Here is a 19,239-nt window from a genome sequence, read left to right on the forward strand (position 1 = left end):
GGTGTGCTCAAGCACTTTCGAGGGTCGGGGTCCAGGCGCTACCGGTCGCGGCACTGCGTTCGACGGCCGTGAGCACCCGCTGAACGTGCAGGCCGTCCGCGAATGACGGTGTCGGCTGGCGGCCGGCCATGATCGCTTCCACAAGATCCCGGGCCTGGTGGGTGAACCCGTGCTCGTAGCCCAGCAGGTGACCCGCCGGCCACCACGCCGAGATATACGGATGCTCGGGCTCGGTGACCTGCACCCGGGTGAAGCCCTGCCGGTCTGCGGGCGCCGCCCTGTCGTAATAGCCGAGCGCGTTGAGGTCTTCCAGATCGAACGACACCGCCCCCAGGGAACCGGCGACCTCGATTCGCAGGGCGTTCTTGCGCCCCGTCGACATCCGGCTGGCCTCGAACGATCCGAGAGCGCCGCCGTCGAAACGACCGGTGAACAGGGCCACATCGTCCACGGTCACCGCGCCGCGCTCGACCGAGGCGGTGCCGGAGAGTCCGGACACACTGGCCAGCAACGGTCGCTCCGTCACGAACGTCTTCATCACCCCGCTCACCGAGGTGAGCCGCTGACCGGTGATGAACTCGGCCAGGTCGATGGCGTGCGCACCGATGTCACCGAGGGCGCCGGACCCGGCCAGGTCTTTCTGCAGCCGCCATGCCAACGGCACCGCGGGGTCGACCAGCCAGTCCTGCAGGTACGCGGCGCGCACCTGACGAATCTCGCCGATGGTTCCGGCGGCCACCAGGTCTCGGGCGAAGGTGGCGGCCGGCACCCTTCGATAGGTGAAGCCCACCATGGCGAACACGCCGTTCGCCGCCGCGCGGGAGGCGGCGGCCGCCATCCGTTCGGCCTCTTCGGCCGTATTGGCCAGGGGTTTCTCGCAAAGCACGTGCTTGCCGGCGTCGAGGGCGGCTATCGCGATCTCGACGTGACTGTGGCCGGGGGTGACGATGTCGACCACGTCGATGTCCTCGCGGGTGACCGCCGACCGCCAGTCGGTGCTGGTCTGGGCCCAACCCCACTTCTCGGCGGCGGCGGCCACGGAATCGGGATTCCGGCCCACGAGCAGCGCCATCTCCGGCCGCGCCGGCAAATCGAAGAACCGTGGCGCAACCCGCCAGCCCTGGGAGTGCGCCGCCCCCATGAATCCGTGGCCGACCATGGCAATCCTCAACTGGCGAGCGTCCAACGTGTCCTCTTTTCCGGCGTGGCGTGAATGAAGTGGGTGTCGCGGGACGCCCGCGGGTACCCGCGGGCGTCCCGCCTGGTCAGGATTCGAAGGCGGTCGGCAGGTACTTGTCGACGTTCTCGCTCGTGACCACCGGCGCGTTCAGCACGATGCGGGTGGGCACCTCGACCTCGACAAGATCGCTCATCGCCTTGTCCTGCACCAGCAGGCGGGCCAGCCGGATGCCATCTGCGGCCTGGGTGGACGGGTAGATGACCGTGGCCTGCAGCACGCTGTCGCCGGACTCGATCTCTCGCATCGCGTTCGCCGAGCCGGCGCCGCCGACCATGATGAATTCATCCCGGCCGGCCGCATCGATGGCCGCGAGCACGCCGACACCCTGGTCGTCGTCGTGGTTCCAGAGGGCGTCGATCTGCGGGGCCGCAGAGAGCAGCTGGGATGCCGCCGCCTCGCCGCCCTGCACTGTGAAGTCGGCCGCCACCCGGTTCTCGACCGCCAGGCCGCAGTCGTCGAGGGCATCAGCGAAGCCGCGGCTACGGTCCTGGGTCAGCGGCAGCGAGTCGACGCCGGCAATCTCCGCGACGACGGCGTCAGGGTTGTCGCCGACCTCCTCACAGATGTACGTGCCCGCGCTCACCCCCATCCCGTAGTTGTCGCCGAGGATCGTGGTGCGGGCGGCGAAGGTGCTGGAGAATTCCCGGTCGATGTTGATCACCGGGATTCCCGCCTCCATCGCCTGGATGGCGACCTCGGTCAAGGCGGCGCCGTCGGTGGGCAGCAGGACGATGGCGTCGACGCCGTCGTTGATGAAGCCCTCCACCTGGCTGATCTGGAGGTTGGCGTCGTTGGTGCCTTCGGCGACCCTGAGGTCGATGTCCGGGTACTTCTCCGCCTCGGCGATGGCCGCCGAGTTGATCGCGGCGAGCCAGCCGTGGTCGGCGGCGGGACCGGAGAAGCCGATCACGACGGTGTCCCCGGTCTCGGCGTTCTCTTCGAGCGAGGCACTGGTGGGTTCGGTGTCGGATTCTTCAGTGCTGCCGGGGGTGCAGGCCGCCAGTAGTCCGACCATGGCGAGCGAGGTTCCGGCGGCCAGGAGCATCGTGCGGCGCCTGGTGCGTAGTGCATGCATGTGGTCCTCCTTATTGGTGAATCGCAGGTTCGCCAACGAAGAGGTGCGCAGCAAACCGGGCGAAAGGGTGCATCCCGGAGGCCTATCAACGCTGACGCGGCACACAGTAGCAGAAGTATCCCCATTTATCGCCGACTTAATCTCGTGCATCGACATATGTGTGTTATGTTGCCCGCATGATCGACGACGACCATTCGGAACCCCTGCTCAGGGTGCACGGAATCACGAAGGCGTTCGCCGGCGTGCAGGCGCTCAAGGGGGTCGACCTGGAGGTTCGCCCGGCCGAAGTGCACTGCCTTTTGGGGCAGAACGGCGCCGGCAAGTCCACCCTGATCAAGGTGCTCTCCGGTGTGTATCAACCCGACGGGGGCGTCATCCGGTGGCAGGGCGATGAAGTGTCGATCATCCATCCGGTCTTCGCGCTCGGCCTCGGCATCGCCACGATGTACCAGGAACTCGACGTCGTCGACGGCCTCACCATCGCCGAGAACATCTTCCTCGGGCACGAGCGCTCCTCCGGGGGCCTGCTCAAGGTGAAGGAGGCCAATCGCGCCGCCCGCGCCCTACTCGTGCGGCTCGGCCACGGCAATCTGTCGCCCAGCACTGAGGTGGGCCGGCTGTCCGCCGCGAACAAGCAGATCGTCAGCATGGCGCGGGCGCTGTCCCACGACACGAAGCTGATCATCATGGACGAGCCCAGCGCGGTGCTGGACTCCGAGGAAGTGCGAAACCTGTTCAGGGTCATCCGCGAGCTCACCGCCCAGGGCGTCGCCGTGGTGTACATCTCGCACCGCCTCGAGGAGATCCGGCAGATCGGCGACCGGATCACCGTGATCAAGGACGGCAGCAGCATGGCCGTCGGACTGAGCGTTGCGGACACCTCCACCGCCGACCTGATCACCCTGATGACGGGGCGGACCGTGGCGAACGTCTTCCCCGACCGGGTTCCGGTGCCCGCCGAGGCCCCGGTGCTCATCGAGGTGGCGGGCCTCGGCCTGCGCGGCATCTTCGCCGACGTGAGCCTGAGCGTGCGCGGGGGCGAAATCGTCGGCCTCGCCGGGCTGGTCGGGTCCGGCCGGTCCGAGATCCTGGAGACCATCTACGGGGCTCGCAAGGCCTCGGCCGGGCACGTGACCGTGGCTGGGGTGCGGCTCGCGGCCGGCTCGGTGAATGACGCCGTCAAGGCCGGTATCGGCTTGGCTCCGGAAGAGCGCAAGAGCCAGGGCCTGATCCTGGACGAACAGGTCTACCGCAACGTCACCCTGTCGACCTTCGCCAGGTTCGCTCGCGGCGGTTTCCTCGACGAGCGCCGCGAACGGCAAGTAGCGCTCGAGCAGATGCAGGCCCTCGAGCTGCGACCGGCCGACCCCGACCGGGCCACCCGCACGCTGTCCGGCGGCAACCAACAGAAGGTACTCCTCGCCCGCTGGCTGCTGCACGGCACCAAGGTGCTTCTGCTGGATGAACCGACCCGGGGCGTCGACGTGGGCGCCCGCGCCGAGATTTACGCCCTCATCCGCCGGCTGGCCGCCGCCGGTACCGCCATCATCCTGGTCTCGAGTGAGATCGAGGAAGTCATCGGACTCGCCGACCGGGTGCTCGTCATCGGCGACGGCGAGGTGCTGACCACCACCGACGCGCACGCCATCGACGAGGCCGGCGTGCTCGATCTGGTCATGAAAGGAGCAGCAGCGTGAGCGAACCCAACGGTGCCATCGCCGCCCAGACCGTCCCCGAAACCGGAGGCGAAAACCGTCCAGGTGTGCTCAGGCGGATCATGAGCGGATCCGTCGGCCGCAACCTCGGGTTGGTGATCGCGCTGGTGGTGCTGGTGATCGTGGGCACCGTCACCGCCGGCGACAGATTCGCCAGCTACGACAACTTCCTCACCATCATCCGTTTCGCCTCGATCATCGGGGTGATCAGCATCGGCCTGACCTTTGTGATCATCGCGGGCGGCATCGACCTGTCCGTCGGGTCGGTGATGGGCCTGGCCACCGTGGTCGCCAGCCTCACCGCCGTGCAGGCCGCCGCCACCCAGAGTTCCTGGCTGTTGATGGTGCTGATCCCGGTCGGCGTGGGGATCGCGGCCGGGCTGATCAACGGGATCGTGATCGCGTACGGCAATGTCGTGGCGTTCATGGCCACGCTAGCCATGCTCGTCGGCGCCCGCGGACTCGCCGAACTCATCTCCGGTCGCCGCACCCAGATCGTCATCGAAACCGGCTTCCTGCAGTTCACCCGGTCGAGCATCATCGGCGTCCCCCTGCTGATCTGGGTCTTCCTCATCGTCGCCATCCTGGCCTGGTTCCTGTTGAACCGCACGACCTTCGGCCGGCGCACGGTGGCCATCGGCGGCAACCGGGAGGCGTCCAGGCTGGCCGGAATCCGGGTGAAGCGACACCTGGTTTACGTCTACGTGCTCAGCGGCCTGACCGCCGGGATCGCGGGGATCATGATGCTCGGCCGCACCACAGCGGGCACATCCACCCACGGCGGCCTGTACGAGCTCGACGCCATCGCGGCCGTGGTGGTCGGCGGCACCCTGCTCATCGGCGGCCGCGGCACGATCGTGGGCACGGTGCTCGGCGTGCTGATCTTCAGCACCCTCACCAATGTGTTCACCCAGAACAACCTGGACACCTCGGTGCAGTCCATCACGAAGGGCCTCATCATCGTGGTCGCGGTGTTGTTGCAGCAGCGTTTCGCCAGTCGCGGCCCGTCCGGCACCTAGCCGGCCGGGGCGCCCGGCCGGGAAGACGCCAGGATAGTGGCGCAGAATAGGCACATGCCCTTTTCCCCGGTTATGCCCACCTCCATGCGCGCCCTGGTCATCGACCGCACGGGCGGCCCCGACGAACTCCACGTGGCCGAGCTGCCACTGCCCATCGCGGTAGGCGACGAGCTCCTCGTGCGCGTGGTGGCCGCGGGCATCAACCCCATCGACGCGAAGACCAGGGCCGGGTCCGGCGCCGCAGCCGCAATCGGCGGTTACCCCACAGTGCTCGGCAACGACTTCAGCGGGGTCGTCGTGCGCGCCCCCTACGACACCTTTGAGTTGCAGCCCGGCGACGCCGTGTACGGCATGGCCCGGCCGCCGCGGATCGCGGGCAGCTACGCCGAATACCTCGTGGTGTCGAGCCTGTCCGTCGCCCGCAAGCCCGCCGCGGTGAGCCATGTCGAGGCCGCCGGCATCCCGTTGGCCGCGATGACAGCCTGGGGCATGGTGAACCTCGCCGAGGCCGGCCCCGGCCAGCGGATACTCATCCACGCCGGCAGCGGCGGCGTCGGCCACTTCGCCGTGCAGTTCGCCAGGCACCTGGGCGCCCACGTCATCGCGACGGGCTCCACGGCCTCGATCGAGTTCCTGCAGCGCCTCGGCGCGCACGAGGTGATCGACTACAGCACCACCCGGTTCGAGGAGAACCTCACGAACCTCGACAGTGTCATCGACCTGATCGGCAATGTGCACGATGACACCGGCACCCGCTCGCTCGCGGTGCTGCGGCCGGACGGCCTGCTCGTGAACGCCCCCACCGGCAGCTGGCCCACCATGCAGGCCGACGCCGCCGCCGCTGGCGTGCGCGCCACCGGCTACAAGGTCGCTGCCGACGCCCGGGTGCTCGACACCATCACGGCACTGATCGACAACGGCAGCGTGCGGGTGAACATCGACTCGGTCTTCGATCTCGAGGACGGCGGCGCCGCACACCGGGCCATCGAGGGCGGCCACACCCGCGGCAAGATCGTGTTGCGGGTCTCCGACGTCGACGAGAGCGCCGCGTGACCGGCGCAGGCGGTTCCGCGGCCCAAACAGGCCCGGCCCATCCCGACGGGCCTTCGCTGGTCTGGTTGCGTGATGACCTGCGGCTGGGTGACAACCCAGCCCTCACCGCCGCGGTCGATCGCGACCGGCCGCTCACGCTGGTCTATCTTCTCGACGAGACCTCCCCCGGCATCCGCCCGCTCGGCGGCGCCGCCCGCTGGTGGCTGCACCAGAGCCTGGTCTCCCTGGCCGCCGACACGGCGGCCCTCGGCGGCCGCCTGGTGCTGCGCCGCGGTGCCGCGGCGACCGTGATCGCCGAGCTCGTCGATGAGCTCGGCGCCGGCGCGGTGTTTTGGAACCGGCGGTACGGCGAAGCCGAGCGCGACGTGGACACCCAGATCAAGGCGAGCCTCACCGAGGCCGGCATCGTGGCGCACAGCTTCGCCGGCTCCCTGCTCTTCGAACCGTGGACCATCCGCACCGGCGGCGGCACCCCGTACACGGTGTTCACCCCGTTCTGGCGGGCGTGCACCGCCGGCCCACCGCCACGGACGCCCTACCCCGCACCGGCATCGCTCGATCTGCCCGGCGACACCGACGCAGCCAGCCCAGCGCGCAGCACCCCCGCCACCCTGCCCTCCGACGACCTCGACTCGTGGGAGCTGGAGCCGCGCCACCCGGACTGGGCCGACGGGCTGCGCGAGGCCTGGACCCCCGGCGAAGGCGCCGCGCAGCAGCTGCTCGCGGCCTTCCTCGACGACGCCCTGCCGCGGTACGGCACCGAACGCGACCTGCCGGCGCAACAGGCCACCTCGAGGCTCTCGCCGTACCTGCGCTGGGGCGAAATCAGTCCGCACCAGATTTGGCACGCCACCGACGTCGCCCGGCGGGGCCTCACCGGCGCAGCCGCCAGCAGCGCGACCCGGTTCCTCACCGAGGTCGGCTGGCGTGAGTTCGCGTACCACGTGCTCTTCCACGCACCCGATCTGGCCACGGCCAACCTGCGCCCCGGCTTCGACGCCTTCCCCTGGCCGCCGCTGGACGAGCGCGCCCTGCAGGCCTGGCGGCAGGGCCGCACCGGCTTCCGGTTGGTGGATGCCGGCATGCGTGAGCTGTGGCGCACCGGCAGCATGCACAACCGGGTGCGCATGGTCACGGCGTCGTTCCTGATCAAGAACCTGCTCATCGACTGGCGGCTGGGCGAGCAGTGGTTCTGGGACACCCTCGTCGACGCCGACCCGGCCAGCAACCCCTTCGGCTGGCAGTGGGTGGCCGGGTCGGGGGCGGATGCCGCGCCGTACTTCCGGGTGTTCAACCCCGAACTGCAGGCGGCCAAGTTCGATCCCGCCAACGAATACGTGCGGCAGAACGTGCCCGAATGGGGCACCGGGGCCTACCCGCAGCCCATCGTCGACCTCGGCGAAACCCGCCGGGCCGCCCTGGCCGCCTACGAGCAGGTCAAGAACTCGCGACCTGTGAGTTAACCCCCGGAATCTCGAGGTTTTCGGGGCTTTTTCTCACGGTTCGCGGATCTAGAGGGCGCGCTCCAGCACGTAGTCGTCTTCGTAGCGCTCGCCCACCAGGAACCGTTTGATACCCACCTGTTCGAAGCCGTGCTTGCCGTAGAAGCGCAGGGCGCGCACGTTCTCCTGGTTCACGCCGAGCCAGGAGCCGGCGGCCCCACGCTCCCGGGCGGCATCGAGAGTGGCCGCCATCAGGGCGGCGGCCGTGCCGCTGCCGTGCGCCTCGGCGCGCACATAGCATTTGCTCAGCTCGGCGGTGGGGCGGATCCGGATCGCGCCGGCGGCATCCGCGTCGTGCGGTTCACCGAAGACGAGCATCGTGTAGCCGGTGAGGGTGCCCGCGCCGGTTTCGGCCACGAGCAGGAGCCGGTCCGGGTCGGCGAGGAAGGCCTCGAAGTTCGCCGGGGCGAGCACACGCGTAAGGAACGCGGCGATGGCGTCGGCGCTGGTGTGCGGCGGGCAGGCCAGGGCGAAGGTGGCCTCGGCCAGCTCGGCGAGCGCCGCGGCTTCGTCGGGACGGGCCGGGCGAATCCGCACCTCGGCGGCGGGCCGGGTCGGTGCAGGGTCGGTCGGTGCTGGGCCAGTCGGTGCGGGGCCTGTCGAAGCGGGGCCTGTCGGTGCGGGGCCTGTCGAAGCAGGGTCTGTCGGTGTGGTCTCGGTCACCGTCCCAGCTTCTCAGTCCGGCTCCGGACGCGCAAACGGCCCGGCCGGGGGTGCCGGCGGGGCCGTTCGCTGACGCCTGTCGCCTACAGGTAGCGGGCGTAGGCGGCGACGGTGAGGAAGGTCGGGAACTCGGGTTCGAGCGCCGAGGCCCTGAACACCTCGAGGGCGTCATCGAACCTGTCCTCTGCCGTACGGGGCAACGCCGCCATCTCCTCGGCGACCAGCCCGGCCACCCAGTCCGCGTCGATCCGGCGTCCGTCGGCGAGGGCCGAGTTGTCGTGGATCCACTGCCAGATCTGCGAGCGGGAGATCTCCGCGGTGGCGGCATCCTCCATCAGGTTGTCGATCGCCGCGGCGCCGACGCCGCGCAGCCAGGACTCGATGTAGCGCAGGGCGATGCGCACATTGTCGCGCACCCCGGCCTCGGTGATCTGACCGCCGGCCGACGCCACATCCAGAAGGTCGGCCGCGGTGACCTGGACCTCATCGCGGGTGCGCTCCAGCTGGTTGGTCCGGTCGCCGAGCACGGCGTCGAACTCGGCCCTCGCGGTGGGAATGAGGTCGGGATGCGCCACCCAAGTGCCGTCGAAGCCGTCACCGGCCTCGCGGCGCTTGTCCGCGGCCACCTGTTCGAGGGCTCGTTCAGTCACGGCGGGGTCCCGCCGGTTCGGGATGAAGGCGCTCATCCCGCCGATGGCGTATGCGCCGCGGCGGTGGCAGGTGGCCACCAGCAGTTCGGTGTATGACCGCATGAACGGCACCGTCATGGTGATTTCCTTGCGGTCGGGCAGCACGAACCGGCGGCCCCTGGCGCGGAAGGTCTTGATGATGCTGAAGATGTAGTCCCAGCGCCCGGCGTTCAGGCCCGCACAGTGGTCGCGCAGCTCGTAGAGGATCTCGTCCATTTCGAACGCGGCCTGGATGGTCTCGATCAGCACCGTGGCGCGGATGGTGCCGTGTCCGAGGTTCAGGTGGTCCTCGCTGTGGCTGAAGATGTCGTTCCACAGCCGAGCCTCGAGGTGACTCTCGAGCTTGGGCAGGTAGAAGTAGGGCCCGCTGCCGTTCTCGATCAGCCGGTGCGCGTTGTGAAAGGCGTAGAGGCCGAAGTCCACCAGACTGCCGGAGGCCGGCATCCGCCGGTTGGCCCGGTCGACGAAGGTGAGATTCTTCTCCACCAGGTGCCAGCCGCGCGGCCGCATGACGATGGTCGGGGTGGACCCCGGGGTGCCGCCATCCTGCCGGTCGGAGGGGGCGCCGGTGACCCGATACGCCTTGCCGTCTGGGCCGTCGTACGACAAGGTGCCGCGCACGGCGTCGTACAGGGTGAGCTGGCCCTCGATCACGTTCGCCCAGGTGGGGCTGGTCGCGTCCTCCTGGTCGGCCAGCCACACGGCCGCGCCGGAGTTGAGCGCGTTGATGGCCATCTTGCGGTCTGTCGGCCCGGTGATCTCCACCCGGCGGTTCTCCAGGCTGGGGCCCGCGCCGGCCACCCGCCAGGTCGGGTCATCGCGGATGTGCGCGGTCTCGGGCAGGAACCGCGGGTCGCGCCCGTTGGCGGCGTCCACCCGGGTCTGCAGCCGGGCGGCCAGCAGGTCGTGCCGGGTGCCGGCGAAGCGGTCATGCAGCTCGGCGAGGAACTCCAGGGCCGCCGGGGTGAGGATCTCGTCGTAGCGCTCACCGAGGGACCCGGTCACCTCGAGGTGCGGATGGATGGTGGCGAAGCTGCCGGTGCTGGTCTCACCGAAGGCCCGCCCGGTGGTGGGCGGTGTCGGCCGTTCGGCCGTCGCCTGGGTTGTCGTGGTCATGATCGTTTTCTCCTTCGAAGCGATGCGGATGTCTGGGCCGGGCCGGCTAGAACTGCTCGGCCTCGGTGGAACCGGCCAGCGCGAGGGTGGCGCTGGTGGGGTTGAGCGCGGTGGCGATCCGGTCGAAGTAGCCGGTGCCCACCTCCCGCTGGTGGCGGGTGGCGGTGTAGCCGTCGGCCTCCGAGGCGAACTCGGCCTCCTGCAGGTCGACGTATGCGCTCATCTGACGCTCGGAGTAGTCCTTGGCCAGGGTGAACATGGAGTGGTTGAGGGCGTGGAAGCCTGCCAGCGTGATGAACTGGAAGGCGTACCCGCAGGCCGCGAGCTCCCGCTGGAACGCGGCGATCTGCTCGTCGTTGAGGTGGGATTTCCAGTTGAACGACGGGGAGCAGTTGTAGGCGAGCTTCTTGCCGGGGAACTGCGCGTGGATCTCCTTCGCGAAGCGCTGGGCGAGCTCGAGGTCGGGCTCGCTGCTCTCGACCCAGAGCAGGTCGGCGTACGGAGCGTAGGCCAGGCCGCGCATGATCACCACGTCGGGTCCGTTCGCGGTGTCGTAGAACCCCTCGGCGGTGCGGCCGCCGGTGAGGAATTCCTGGTCACGCTCGTCGATGTCGCTGGTGATCAGGGTGGCGGCGAGCGAGTCGGTGCGGGCGATGATGATGGTGGGCACGCCCGCGACATCCGCCGCCAGCCGGGCCGCGTTGAGGGTGCGGATGTGCTGGCCGGTGGGCACGAGCACCTTGCCGCCCATGTGGCCGCACTTCTTCTCGCTGGCGAGCTGGTCCTCCCAGTGCACACCGGCCGCGCCGGCCTCGATCATGGAGGCCATCAGCTCGTAGGCGTTCAGCGGTCCGCCGAAGCCGGCCTCGGCGTCGGCAACGATGGGCGCCATCCAGTCGATGCCGGGCTCGGCCCCGGATGCGGCCGCCTCGGCGCCCTCGATCTGGCCGGCCCGCAGCAGCGCGTTGTTGATGCGCCGCACCACGGCCGGCACCGAGTTGGCCGGGTAGAGCGACTGGTCGGGGTAGGTCTGGCCGGACAGGTTCGCGTCGGCGGCGACCTGCCAGCCGGACAGGTAGATGGCCTTGAGCCCGGCGCGCACCTGCTGCACGGCCTGGTTGCCGGTGAGGGCGCCGAGCGCGTGGACCCACTCGGGGTTCTCCGGGGTGCCGTTCTGGTGGATGAGCTCCCAGAGCTTCTCGGCGCCGCGCCGGGCCAGGGTGCGTTCCTCACGAACGGCACCGCGCAGGGCGATCACGTCGTCGGCGGTGTAGTCGCGGCGCACACCCTCCCAGCGCGGGTCGGCCGCCCATTCCAGGGCAAGCTCCGCGGCCGTCTGGGTCTGGTCGCCGGGGCGGGCGGCGGGGCTGCCGGATGCGGTGGGGCCGGATGCGGTGGGGTTCGTCATGGTGTTCTCCTCGGTCAGCGTCATTGCGGAACTGGTGCGTGCACCCACTCTGCTGCGCGCCATCGACCGCACCCCGGGCCCAATCCGAAGAAGAAATCCTGTTCTTCCGGTTGTGTGAACAATCACCGCATGTGAGCATGAGCACATGGTCACCGTCGATCCAGCTCTCCCGCCCCTAGCGCCAGCACCGAGCCCGTCAGCCGCCGGGTCCCCCGCACCGGGCGACGCCGAGCCGGGCGAGGGCGGCCTCGACGCGCTCACCCTGGGCCGGCGCATCCGGGACCGCAGGCACCGACTCGGCCTCACCCTCGATACACTCGCCGCGGCGGTGGACCGGGCGCCCTCGCAGATCTCGATGATCGAAAACGGCAAACGGGAACCGCGCCTGTCGATGCTGCGCCTGATCGCCGCAGCCCTGAACACCACCGTCGACGAACTACTGCGGACGGATGCGCCCACTCCCCGGGCGGCGTTGGAGATCGCTGTCGAACGCGCCCAGCGTGGGCCGGTGTTCACGGCGCTCGGGCTGCCCCGGCTCCGGGTCGGCCCCGGCCAGCCCGACGAAACCCTGCAGACCATCCTCACCCTGCACAACGAGATCGAACGGTTGCACCGGGAACGCGCGGCCACCCCGGAAGAGGCGCGGCGGGCCAACGCCCAACTGCGCGCCGAGATGCGCGCCCGCGACAATTACTTCCCCGAACTCGAGGCGCAAGCGCTCGAGCTCCTCACGGCCGTCGGGCACTCCGGCGGCCCCGTCTCGCATCAGGTCGTGGCCGACATGGCCGCACACCTCGGCTTCTCGCTGCACTACGTCGGCGACCTGCCGCACTCCACCCGGTCCGTCACCGACAAGCGCAACGGCCGAATTTATCTGCCCACCGAGCAGGCCGCGTCCCGTGACAGCCGCTCACCGATCCTGCAGGCCTTCGCCAGCCACCTCTGCGGGCACGTCGAACCGGGAAATTACGCCGATTTTCTGCGACAGCGGGTGGAGACCAATTACTTGACCGCCGCCATCCTGCTGCCGGAGACCGACACCCTGCGACTGCTGAACGACGCCAAGGCGGCCCGGCGCATCTCGCTCGAAGACCTGCGGGATGCCTTCTCGGTGTCCTACGAGACCGCCGCGCATCGGTTCACCAACCTCGCCACCGCGCGGTTGGGCATCCCGGTGCACTTCATGAAGGTGCACGAGTCCGGCACCATCATCAAGGCGTACGAGAACGACGACGTGCAGTTCCCCAGCGACGCGCTCGGCGCCGTGGAGGGCAGCACGGTGTGCCGCAGTTGGACGGCGCGCACGGTCTTCGACGTGCCGGACCGGTTCAGCCCCTGGTACCAGTACACCGACACCCCGGCCGGCACCTTCTGGTGCACCTCCCGCATCGAGAAGGCCAAGGAGGGCGACTACTCCGTCAGCGTCGGCGTGCCGTTCGCCCACGTCAACTGGTTCCGCGGCAGGGAGACCCCGAACCGGGCCGTGTCGCGCTGCCCTGACGAATCCTGCTGCCGCCGGGCGCCCGACGAACTCTCCGACCGCTGGGAGGGCCAGGCCTGGCCGGTCGCCCGCACCCCCACCAGCCTGCTAGCCGCCCTGCCGACGGGCACCTTCCCCGGCGTCGACCCCACCGAGGTGTATCAGTTCCTCGAGGCGCACGCCCCCGCCTGAGACAGAGTGTGCCGACGTGCCGCAATGTGCGCCTGGGGAGCGCCGGATGGAGAATTGTGCGGCAAGTCGCGAGCGTCCGTGCGGGCGGATGCGCACGGATGCGGGCGGATTCAGACGGCGGCGCGGGCCAGGTCGGGCAGGCGGTGCAGGGCGTCGACCAGGGGGCCGAGTTCAGGTTCCTCTTCGGCGGCGGCAAGGGCGCCAGCCAGGGCCTCGTCGTAGACCGGTCGGGCGCGGGCCAGCAGTGCCTCACCGGCCTCGGTGAGCTCGGTGTAGATGCCGCGGCGGTCGTCGGCGCAGAGGATGCGGGTGAGCAGCGCCCGGTCTTCCAGCCGGTTCACCAGGCGGGTCGTCGCGCTGCTCGAGAGGGCGGCGGCCCTGGCGAGCTGCTGCATCCGCATGTGCCAGCCGTGCTGGCGACTGAGGGCGTCCAGCACGGTGAACTCGACCACCGACAGGTCGAAGCCGGCCTGCAGGGCCCGCTCCAGCACGGCTTCGATGCGGCCATGCAGCGCGGCCAGGGTGCGCCAACCCTGCGCCCGAACCTCGACGGCGTCGTCTTCGATGCTCATTCGTGCTTCTCCATGCTCTTTCGACCCGACCCGACTCCGACTACACGACGCAAGTACACCGCGCTTGCAACTACCAGTCTATGCAGCGAGGCGGTCTTCGCCAGCGCCCGGCTACGACTCCCGGGTGATCTCCACCTTCACGAACAGCTGCGACCCGCTCGACCCCGCGTACACCCCGCGCAAGGGGGCGATGTCGTTGTAGTCGCGGCCGCGACCCACACCCACGTGCCGGTCACCGATGTCGATCAGGTTGGTGGGGTCGTAGCCGCGCCACTCGCCGCAGAACCACTCCACCCAGGCGTGGGATTCGCCGGTGACGGTCTCACCGATCAGGGCCTCCGGCCTGGGGTGAAGGTAGCCGGACACGTAGCGGGCCGGGATCCCCACCGACCGCAGCGCGCCCAGCGCCACGTGGGTGATGTCCTGACAGACGCCGCGCCTGTCGGCCCAGGCCTCACGGGCGTTGGTCTTGACCCCGGTGACACCCTGCACGTAGGCCATGTTCTCCCCCACGAACCGGCAGATCGCCAGCGCAGCGTCACACGGGTCCAGCCGACCGGCGATCTCGGCGGCTGTGGCCACCACGTCCGCCGGCGGTTCGGTAAGCGAGGTCTGCCAGGACTGTTCGACCGAAGCCGTCGAGCGGGCCACCAACGCCGCCAGGTCCGCCCAGGGCATCGGATGCAGCGCGTGCTCCCGCGGCGACACCTCCACGAGGCTGTTGGCCGTGAGGGTGAGTTCGGCGTGCGGGGTGAGCACCTCGAACGACGACACCCTGGTACCCCAGTAGTCCACGTAGTTGTGGTTGCTCGAGACCGGGCTGATGTCCAGGTTGGAATACAGCACGAACTGGTCGGGGGAGGTGACCGGCAGCATCCTGGCCTCGTTGTAGGAGGTGGCTACTTCGCCCTGATACCTGTAGCCGGTGGTGTGGCGAATCCGTAGGCGCTTCACGAGGCTTCTCCGGTCCAGGTCGGCACCGCGCTGGTCGGGAAGTACCGGTGCCCGATCGACTCCGACGCGGTGCTGGTGGCGTCCAGCACCATGTCCATGTGCCCCGGCAGGTCGTTCAGGATCTCCATGATCGGTCGGTATTCCAGCTGGCTGCGGATCTGGCCGAGCACCCGCTGCGACGATTCGGAGACGCCCAGCCGGTCTGTGCGGGGTTCGAGTTCCTGCAGGCACTGCTCGGCCCGGGAAATCGAGAACACGATCGACCGGGGAAAGAGCCGGTCCAGCAGCAGGAACTCGGCGGCGTTCCGCGCTGACGGCACGCCACGATAGGTGCGCAGATACGACTCGTATGCCCCGCAGGAGCGCAGGATCGTGGTCCAGGACGGTCCGCTGTTCTCGGTCAGTGACCGGGTGGCCAGCAGCCGCGCGGTCATGTCGGCCTGCTCGAGGCTGCGGCCCAGGGTGAAGAAGTGCCAGGCGTCGTCCCGGCTGGCGCTGGACTCGACGATGCCGACGGCCAGGGCCGCGCGTTCGCGCACCCAGCCGAAGAAGTCGTGGGTCTTGGCGCTGGCGATGTTCTTCGGCATCTTCGTGTAGGTGGTGTTCAGGCATTCCCAGAGCTCGGTGGAGACGATCTCCCTGGCCCGGCGGGCGTTCTCTCTGGCGGCACCGAGCGAATACGCGATCGACGCCGGATTGGTGCGGTCGGCCGCCAGGGTCGCCAGCACATCCTTGCGGGTGAGGTCACGGTCCGGGGGCACCGGGCTGCCCATCAGGTGCAGCAGTGACCGGCAGGCCAGGTTCTCCTCGATCCACGGGTCTTCCAGCAGCAGCTGCAGGTGCACATCCAGGATGCGCGCGGTGCCGTCGCTGCGTTCGATGTAACGGCCGATCCAGAACAGGCTCTCGGCGATGCGGCTCAGCATTCGAGGGTCCCGTCTGCGGTCGTGACCGCGGTCGCTGTGCGCTGTTGCTGTTGCTGTTGCTGTTGTTCCTGGTCCTGGTCGCCGCCCGGCGGGGCGTCCTGCGGGGAGTGGTCGGCGACCCTGGGCGGGATGATGGAGATCGACTGGGTATTCGCGGCCTGGTCGTTGACGAGGCCCTGGATGTTCCGGGCCGACCCCATGCTGTGGAAATCAGGCTCGAGACCGATCACCCAGGTGTCCTTGGAACCGCCGCCCTGGCTGGAGTTAACGACGAGCTCACCCTCGGGTAGAGCCACCCGGGTGAGGCCGCCAGGCAACACCCAGACGTCCGTCCCGTCGTTCACCGCGAACGGCCGCAAGTCCGCGTGCCGGGGCCGCATGCCGTCGTCGACGAGGGTCGGGATGGTGGACAACTGCACCACGGGTTGGGCGATCCAGCCGCGCGGGTCCAGGAGCAACTGCTTCCGCAGGGTCTCCAACTCGGCCTTCGACGCGGCGGGGCCAACCACGAGGCCCTTGCCGCCGGAGCCGTCGACGGGCTTGACGACCAGCTCATCGAGCCTGTCGAGTACCTCCTCGAGCGCGAGGGGGTCTTCGAGCCGCCAGGTGTCGACGTTGGGGATGATCGCGTCTTCGCCGAGGTAGTACTTGATCAGCTCGGGCAGGTAGGTGTAGACGAGCTTGTCGTCGGCGACCCCGTTGCCCACGGCGTTGGCGATGGTCACATTGCCCAGCCGCGCGGCCATCAGGATGCCCGGTGATCCCAGTTGCGAGTCGGCGCGGAACTGCAGCGGGTCCAGGAACTCGTCGTCGACCCGGCGGTAGATCACGTCGACCCGGGTGGGTCCGGCCGTGGTGCGCATCCACACCCGGCCGCCCGAGCAGAACAGGTCGCGGCCCTCCACCAGCTCCACGCCCATCAGCCGGGCGAGCAGAGTGTGCTCGAAGTAGGCCGAATTGAAGACGCCGGGGGTGAGCACCACGATGTTCGGGTCGTCGACGCCGGCCGGGGCCGAGGCGCGCAGGGCCTGCAGCAGCTTGTTGGGGTAGTCGCCCACCGGGCGCACCCGCATCGAGACGAACAGCTCGGGCAGGGTCTGGGCCATCACGCGGCGGTTGGAGATGACGTAGCTGACCCCGCTGGGCACCCGCACGTTATCTTCGAGCACCCGCCAGGCCCCGATCTCGTCGCGGATGAGGTCAATCCCGGACACCTGGATGCGCACGTTGTTCGCCGAGACGATTCCGGCTGCCTGACGGTGGAAGTGTGTGGACGAGGTGATCAGGCCGGCCGGGATGACACCGTCGCGCACGGCGGCCTGGGGGCCGTAGATGTCGGCGAGGAAGGCCTCCAGTGCGAGGACCCGCTGTTTGATGCCGGCCTCGACGGTCACCCACTCCTGCTGCTCGATCACCCGGGGCACAGCGTCGAGCGGGAAAGGACGTTCCTCGCCGGCGAAGTCGAAGGTCACGCCCTGCGCCAGGTAGGAGCTGGCCAGCGCGTCCGTACGGCCCCGCAACTCTTCCTGGGTCATCCGGGCCAGAGCGCTGTACACGTCCTTGTAGGCGGCCCGCGCCTCCGAGGGGGCGAGCGACGACGGGTCAGGGAACATTTCGTCCCAGGCCGACGTCTGCCCTCGCTCACGGGGCGGTGCGGAGGTAGCGCCATAGCCACTGAAGAGGTCAACCATGTCTGGATGCTAACCGTCCGGTGTTGCCGGTTTGTTTCCTGACCGTGACGCCGCCGTGCGCCACAAAGGTTGCATACATGTTGCATCGATCAACCAGCCAAACGGGGCGACATGGGAACAGATGGCGCCCACAGACGTCTTTGTTGCATACAGTTAGCTCAAGTCCGATGCGAATACTCCGCAAGGCGGTGATGTGGCCGCACCAAGCAGATCCGAGCACTCATGCGCACAGTTGCAGGGCCCAGACGGTTGGGGTTGCTGATCCTGGCCTGCCTGGCCGGCGCCGGCGTGCTGGTGGCGGCGCGGCTCAGTGGCGCCGACGGCGTGCTGCTGCATCCGCTCTCGGACCGGCTCCCCCTCGCGACCGCCGGCACGCTGGCCGCACCGATCCTCTCCGGCCTGCTGGGCCTGGGCGGGGGCCTGGTGGCCGCCCGTCGCAGCGGCTGGATCGACCCGAGGCTGCGGTCGCTGGTGGGGGCCGGTATCGGTGTCTGCCTGGCCTGGCTGGCGCTCGTTCTGGTCTTCTGGTTCGCCGTCCAGGCCGAACTCATGCCGGTGCTGGAGGACGGTCCGACGGCTCGTGCCGGCGCGAGCGCGCTGAGCTCCGTGCTGCTGCCCGCCACCGTGATCGTGTTGGGGGCCGCCACGGCCATCACGGCGTCGGTGCGCGCTGCGACTCGGGTGGCCGCGATCGAGGGACACGTGCAGACCGCCCGCAGCCGTGGCCTTCCCACCACCGCACCGGTCATCCGCCGGGTGTTCCGTCGTACGCTGCCCACCATCCTGGCCGTCCTGCTCGTCGAGTTCCTGGTGCTCTACGCCAGCGCGCTGACGGTCCAGGCCGTGTTCACCACACCGTCCCTCGCGACCATGCTGCCGTTGTTGCCCGCTGAGAGCCTCCCGTTCGTGCTCGGCGCCTGCCTATTGTGCGTAGTCGGAGTGATCATGACCGGCGTCACGGTCGCTTCGGCCGTACTCGGCCCCGCGGCCCCGCGGCAGACCCGGCCCACGCCCGGCGGACTCGCCGCCGCGCTTCTGGCGGACTCCCGTCAGGTCAAACCGGCCCTGCCTTCCACGACGTTTCGTTCGACCGACCTCCTCGATATCAGGAACCTCTGCCTGCACGACGGTTCGGCGCAGGAGCCTCGAGACGCGCTGCACGGCATCAGCCTCACTGCGACGCGCGGTCAGGCGCTGGCGGTCGTCGGCGGCGGCAGTGACGCCACCTCGTCGCTGTGCCACGCCATCGCGGGTCTGCTCCCGCTCGACAGTCCGATCCGGTCCGGGTCGATCCTCTTCGACGGCACCGAACTCGTCGGCCTCGCGGAAGGGGAGTTCCGGCACCTGCGCGGGCAGCAGATCGGGTTTCTCCCGGCACCGGCAGCGGATCGTCTGGACCCCGACGTCCGCATCGGCCACCAACTCGCCGGGATCCTGGCCGGACGCGCGGGACACTCCCGATCCCGCGCCCGCTCCGCCGCCGCCGCGCTTCTCACCGCCGTCGGCGTCGACAACGTCGAGGCCGTGTTGTGGGCGTACCCGCATCAGGTCTCGGCGCTGATCAGCCAGCGGGTGCTGCTCGCCGGTGCCCTCGTTCGCGAGCCACAGCTTCTCATCGCCGACAATCCGACCGAGGGCCTCGACACGGCCGATGAGGAGAGCTTCCTCGACTCTCTGCATGCGCTCCAAAAGCAACTTGATTTCACTCTCATCGTGGCATCGCCCAGAGCTGAGATCATCGCCAGGTGCGACCGCGTCGCGGTCATGAGCGACGACACCATCGTCGAGCACGCTTCGGTCCCCGAGTTGCTCATCGACCCCCGTCACCCGCACAGTCAGCGGATTCTCGCCGACCGCTCATCAGGGCCACGGCCGATCGGCCGCTGACCCGACGGTGCCGGCTGGACGGTGCCGGCTGGACGGTGCCGGCCAGGCGGCGCCGAC

General features: G+C 69.3%; 15 protein-coding genes. 6 read left to right on the forward strand and 9 right to left on the reverse strand.

Going from position 1 to position 19,239, the window contains the following annotated elements:
• Nucleotides 1-7 precede the first annotated feature (7 nt).
• A complete protein-coding gene (locus E3O57_RS16645; protein ID WP_103460526.1) occupies nt 8-1,159 on the reverse strand; it encodes a Gfo/Idh/MocA family protein in 1,152 nt (383 codons plus the stop codon).
• Between the two features lie 106 nt (nt 1,160-1,265).
• Complete coding sequence (locus E3O57_RS16650) at nt 1,266-2,315, reverse strand: substrate-binding domain-containing protein (RefSeq protein ID WP_103478467.1); 1,050 nt, start codon at nt 2,313-2,315, stop codon at nt 1,266-1,268.
• 176 nt (nt 2,316-2,491) lie between these two features.
• Between E3O57_RS16650 and E3O57_RS16655 the strand changes: the two genes are divergently transcribed.
• The 4 genes from E3O57_RS16655 to E3O57_RS16670 all read left to right on the forward strand — a co-directional run bounded on the left by E3O57_RS16655 (nt 2,492) and on the right by E3O57_RS16670 (nt 7,565).
• Nucleotides 2,492-4,012 (forward strand): sugar ABC transporter ATP-binding protein, encoded by a 1,521-nt coding sequence (locus E3O57_RS16655; protein WP_103460528.1) that lies wholly within the window; start codon nt 2,492-2,494, stop codon nt 4,010-4,012.
• Nucleotides 4,009-5,049 (forward strand): ABC transporter permease, encoded by a 1,041-nt coding sequence (locus E3O57_RS16660; RefSeq protein ID WP_370290195.1) that lies wholly within the window; start codon nt 4,009-4,011, stop codon nt 5,047-5,049. Before E3O57_RS16655 ends, E3O57_RS16660 begins: the two co-directional genes overlap by 4 nt.
• Nucleotides 5,050-5,103: 54 nt before the next feature.
• Nucleotides 5,104-6,102, forward strand: coding sequence for an NADP-dependent oxidoreductase (locus tag E3O57_RS16665; protein WP_241990472.1), 999 nt, complete (start codon nt 5,104-5,106; stop codon nt 6,100-6,102).
• A 65-nt stretch (nt 6,103-6,167) separates the two neighbouring features.
• Nucleotides 6,168-7,565 carry a deoxyribodipyrimidine photo-lyase gene (locus E3O57_RS16670; RefSeq protein ID WP_241990473.1) on the forward strand — a complete coding sequence of 466 codons (1,398 nt, stop codon included), beginning with the start codon at nt 6,168-6,170 and terminating at the stop codon, nt 7,563-7,565.
• Nucleotides 7,566-7,613: 48 nt separating this feature from the next.
• Here the strand turns inward: E3O57_RS16670 and E3O57_RS16675 are convergent, their stop codons facing one another.
• The 3 genes from E3O57_RS16675 to aceA all read right to left on the reverse strand — a co-directional run bounded on the left by E3O57_RS16675 (nt 7,614) and on the right by aceA (nt 11,480).
• On the reverse strand, nt 7,614-8,267 hold the full coding sequence (locus tag E3O57_RS16675) for a GNAT family N-acetyltransferase (RefSeq protein ID WP_341476104.1): 654 nt from the start codon (nt 8,265-8,267) through the stop codon (nt 7,614-7,616).
• An 83-nt stretch (nt 8,268-8,350) separates the two neighbouring features.
• Nucleotides 8,351-10,072: a malate synthase A gene (gene aceB / locus E3O57_RS16685; RefSeq protein WP_103478471.1), complete on the reverse strand. Its 1,722-nt coding sequence runs from the start codon at nt 10,070-10,072 to the stop codon at nt 8,351-8,353.
• Nucleotides 10,073-10,118: 46 nt separating this feature from the next.
• Nucleotides 10,119-11,480, reverse strand: a complete 1,362-nt coding sequence (gene aceA, locus E3O57_RS16690; RefSeq protein ID WP_103460576.1) for an isocitrate lyase — start codon at nt 11,478-11,480, stop codon at nt 10,119-10,121.
• 145 nt (nt 11,481-11,625) lie between these two features.
• Between aceA and E3O57_RS16695 the strand changes: the two genes are divergently transcribed.
• A complete protein-coding gene (locus E3O57_RS16695) occupies nt 11,626-13,152 on the forward strand; it encodes a helix-turn-helix transcriptional regulator (RefSeq protein WP_088455024.1) in 1,527 nt (508 codons plus the stop codon).
• Nucleotides 13,153-13,262: 110 nt separating this feature from the next.
• Here the strand turns inward: E3O57_RS16695 and E3O57_RS16700 are convergent, their stop codons facing one another.
• The 4 genes from E3O57_RS16700 to E3O57_RS16715 form a co-directional block, all read right to left on the reverse strand.
• Nucleotides 13,263-13,724, reverse strand: coding sequence for a MarR family winged helix-turn-helix transcriptional regulator (locus tag E3O57_RS16700; RefSeq protein ID WP_088455023.1), 462 nt, complete (start codon nt 13,722-13,724; stop codon nt 13,263-13,265).
• Nucleotides 13,725-13,835: 111 nt separating this feature from the next.
• Nucleotides 13,836-14,678, reverse strand: a complete 843-nt coding sequence (locus tag E3O57_RS16705) for a transglutaminase family protein (RefSeq protein ID WP_088455022.1) — start codon at nt 14,676-14,678, stop codon at nt 13,836-13,838.
• Nucleotides 14,675-15,604, reverse strand: a complete 930-nt coding sequence (locus E3O57_RS16710; RefSeq protein ID WP_088455021.1) for an alpha-E domain-containing protein — start codon at nt 15,602-15,604, stop codon at nt 14,675-14,677. Before E3O57_RS16710 ends, E3O57_RS16705 begins: the two co-directional genes overlap by 4 nt.
• A complete protein-coding gene (locus tag E3O57_RS16715; RefSeq protein ID WP_103478472.1) occupies nt 15,598-17,295 on the reverse strand; it encodes a circularly permuted type 2 ATP-grasp protein in 1,698 nt (565 codons plus the stop codon). Before E3O57_RS16715 ends, E3O57_RS16710 begins: the two co-directional genes overlap by 7 nt.
• Before the next feature lie 222 nt (nt 17,296-17,517).
• Here E3O57_RS16715 and E3O57_RS16720 point away from each other — a divergent pair, with 222 nt between their 5' ends.
• Nucleotides 17,518-19,182, forward strand: a complete 1,665-nt coding sequence (locus E3O57_RS16720) for an ATP-binding cassette domain-containing protein (protein WP_103478473.1) — start codon at nt 17,518-17,520, stop codon at nt 19,180-19,182.
• Nucleotides 19,183-19,239 lie beyond the last annotated feature (57 nt).

Source organism: Cryobacterium sp. TMN-39-2 (assembly GCF_004402745.1).
GTDB classification, from domain to species: domain Bacteria; phylum Actinomycetota; class Actinomycetes; order Actinomycetales; family Microbacteriaceae; genus Cryobacterium; species Cryobacterium zongtaii.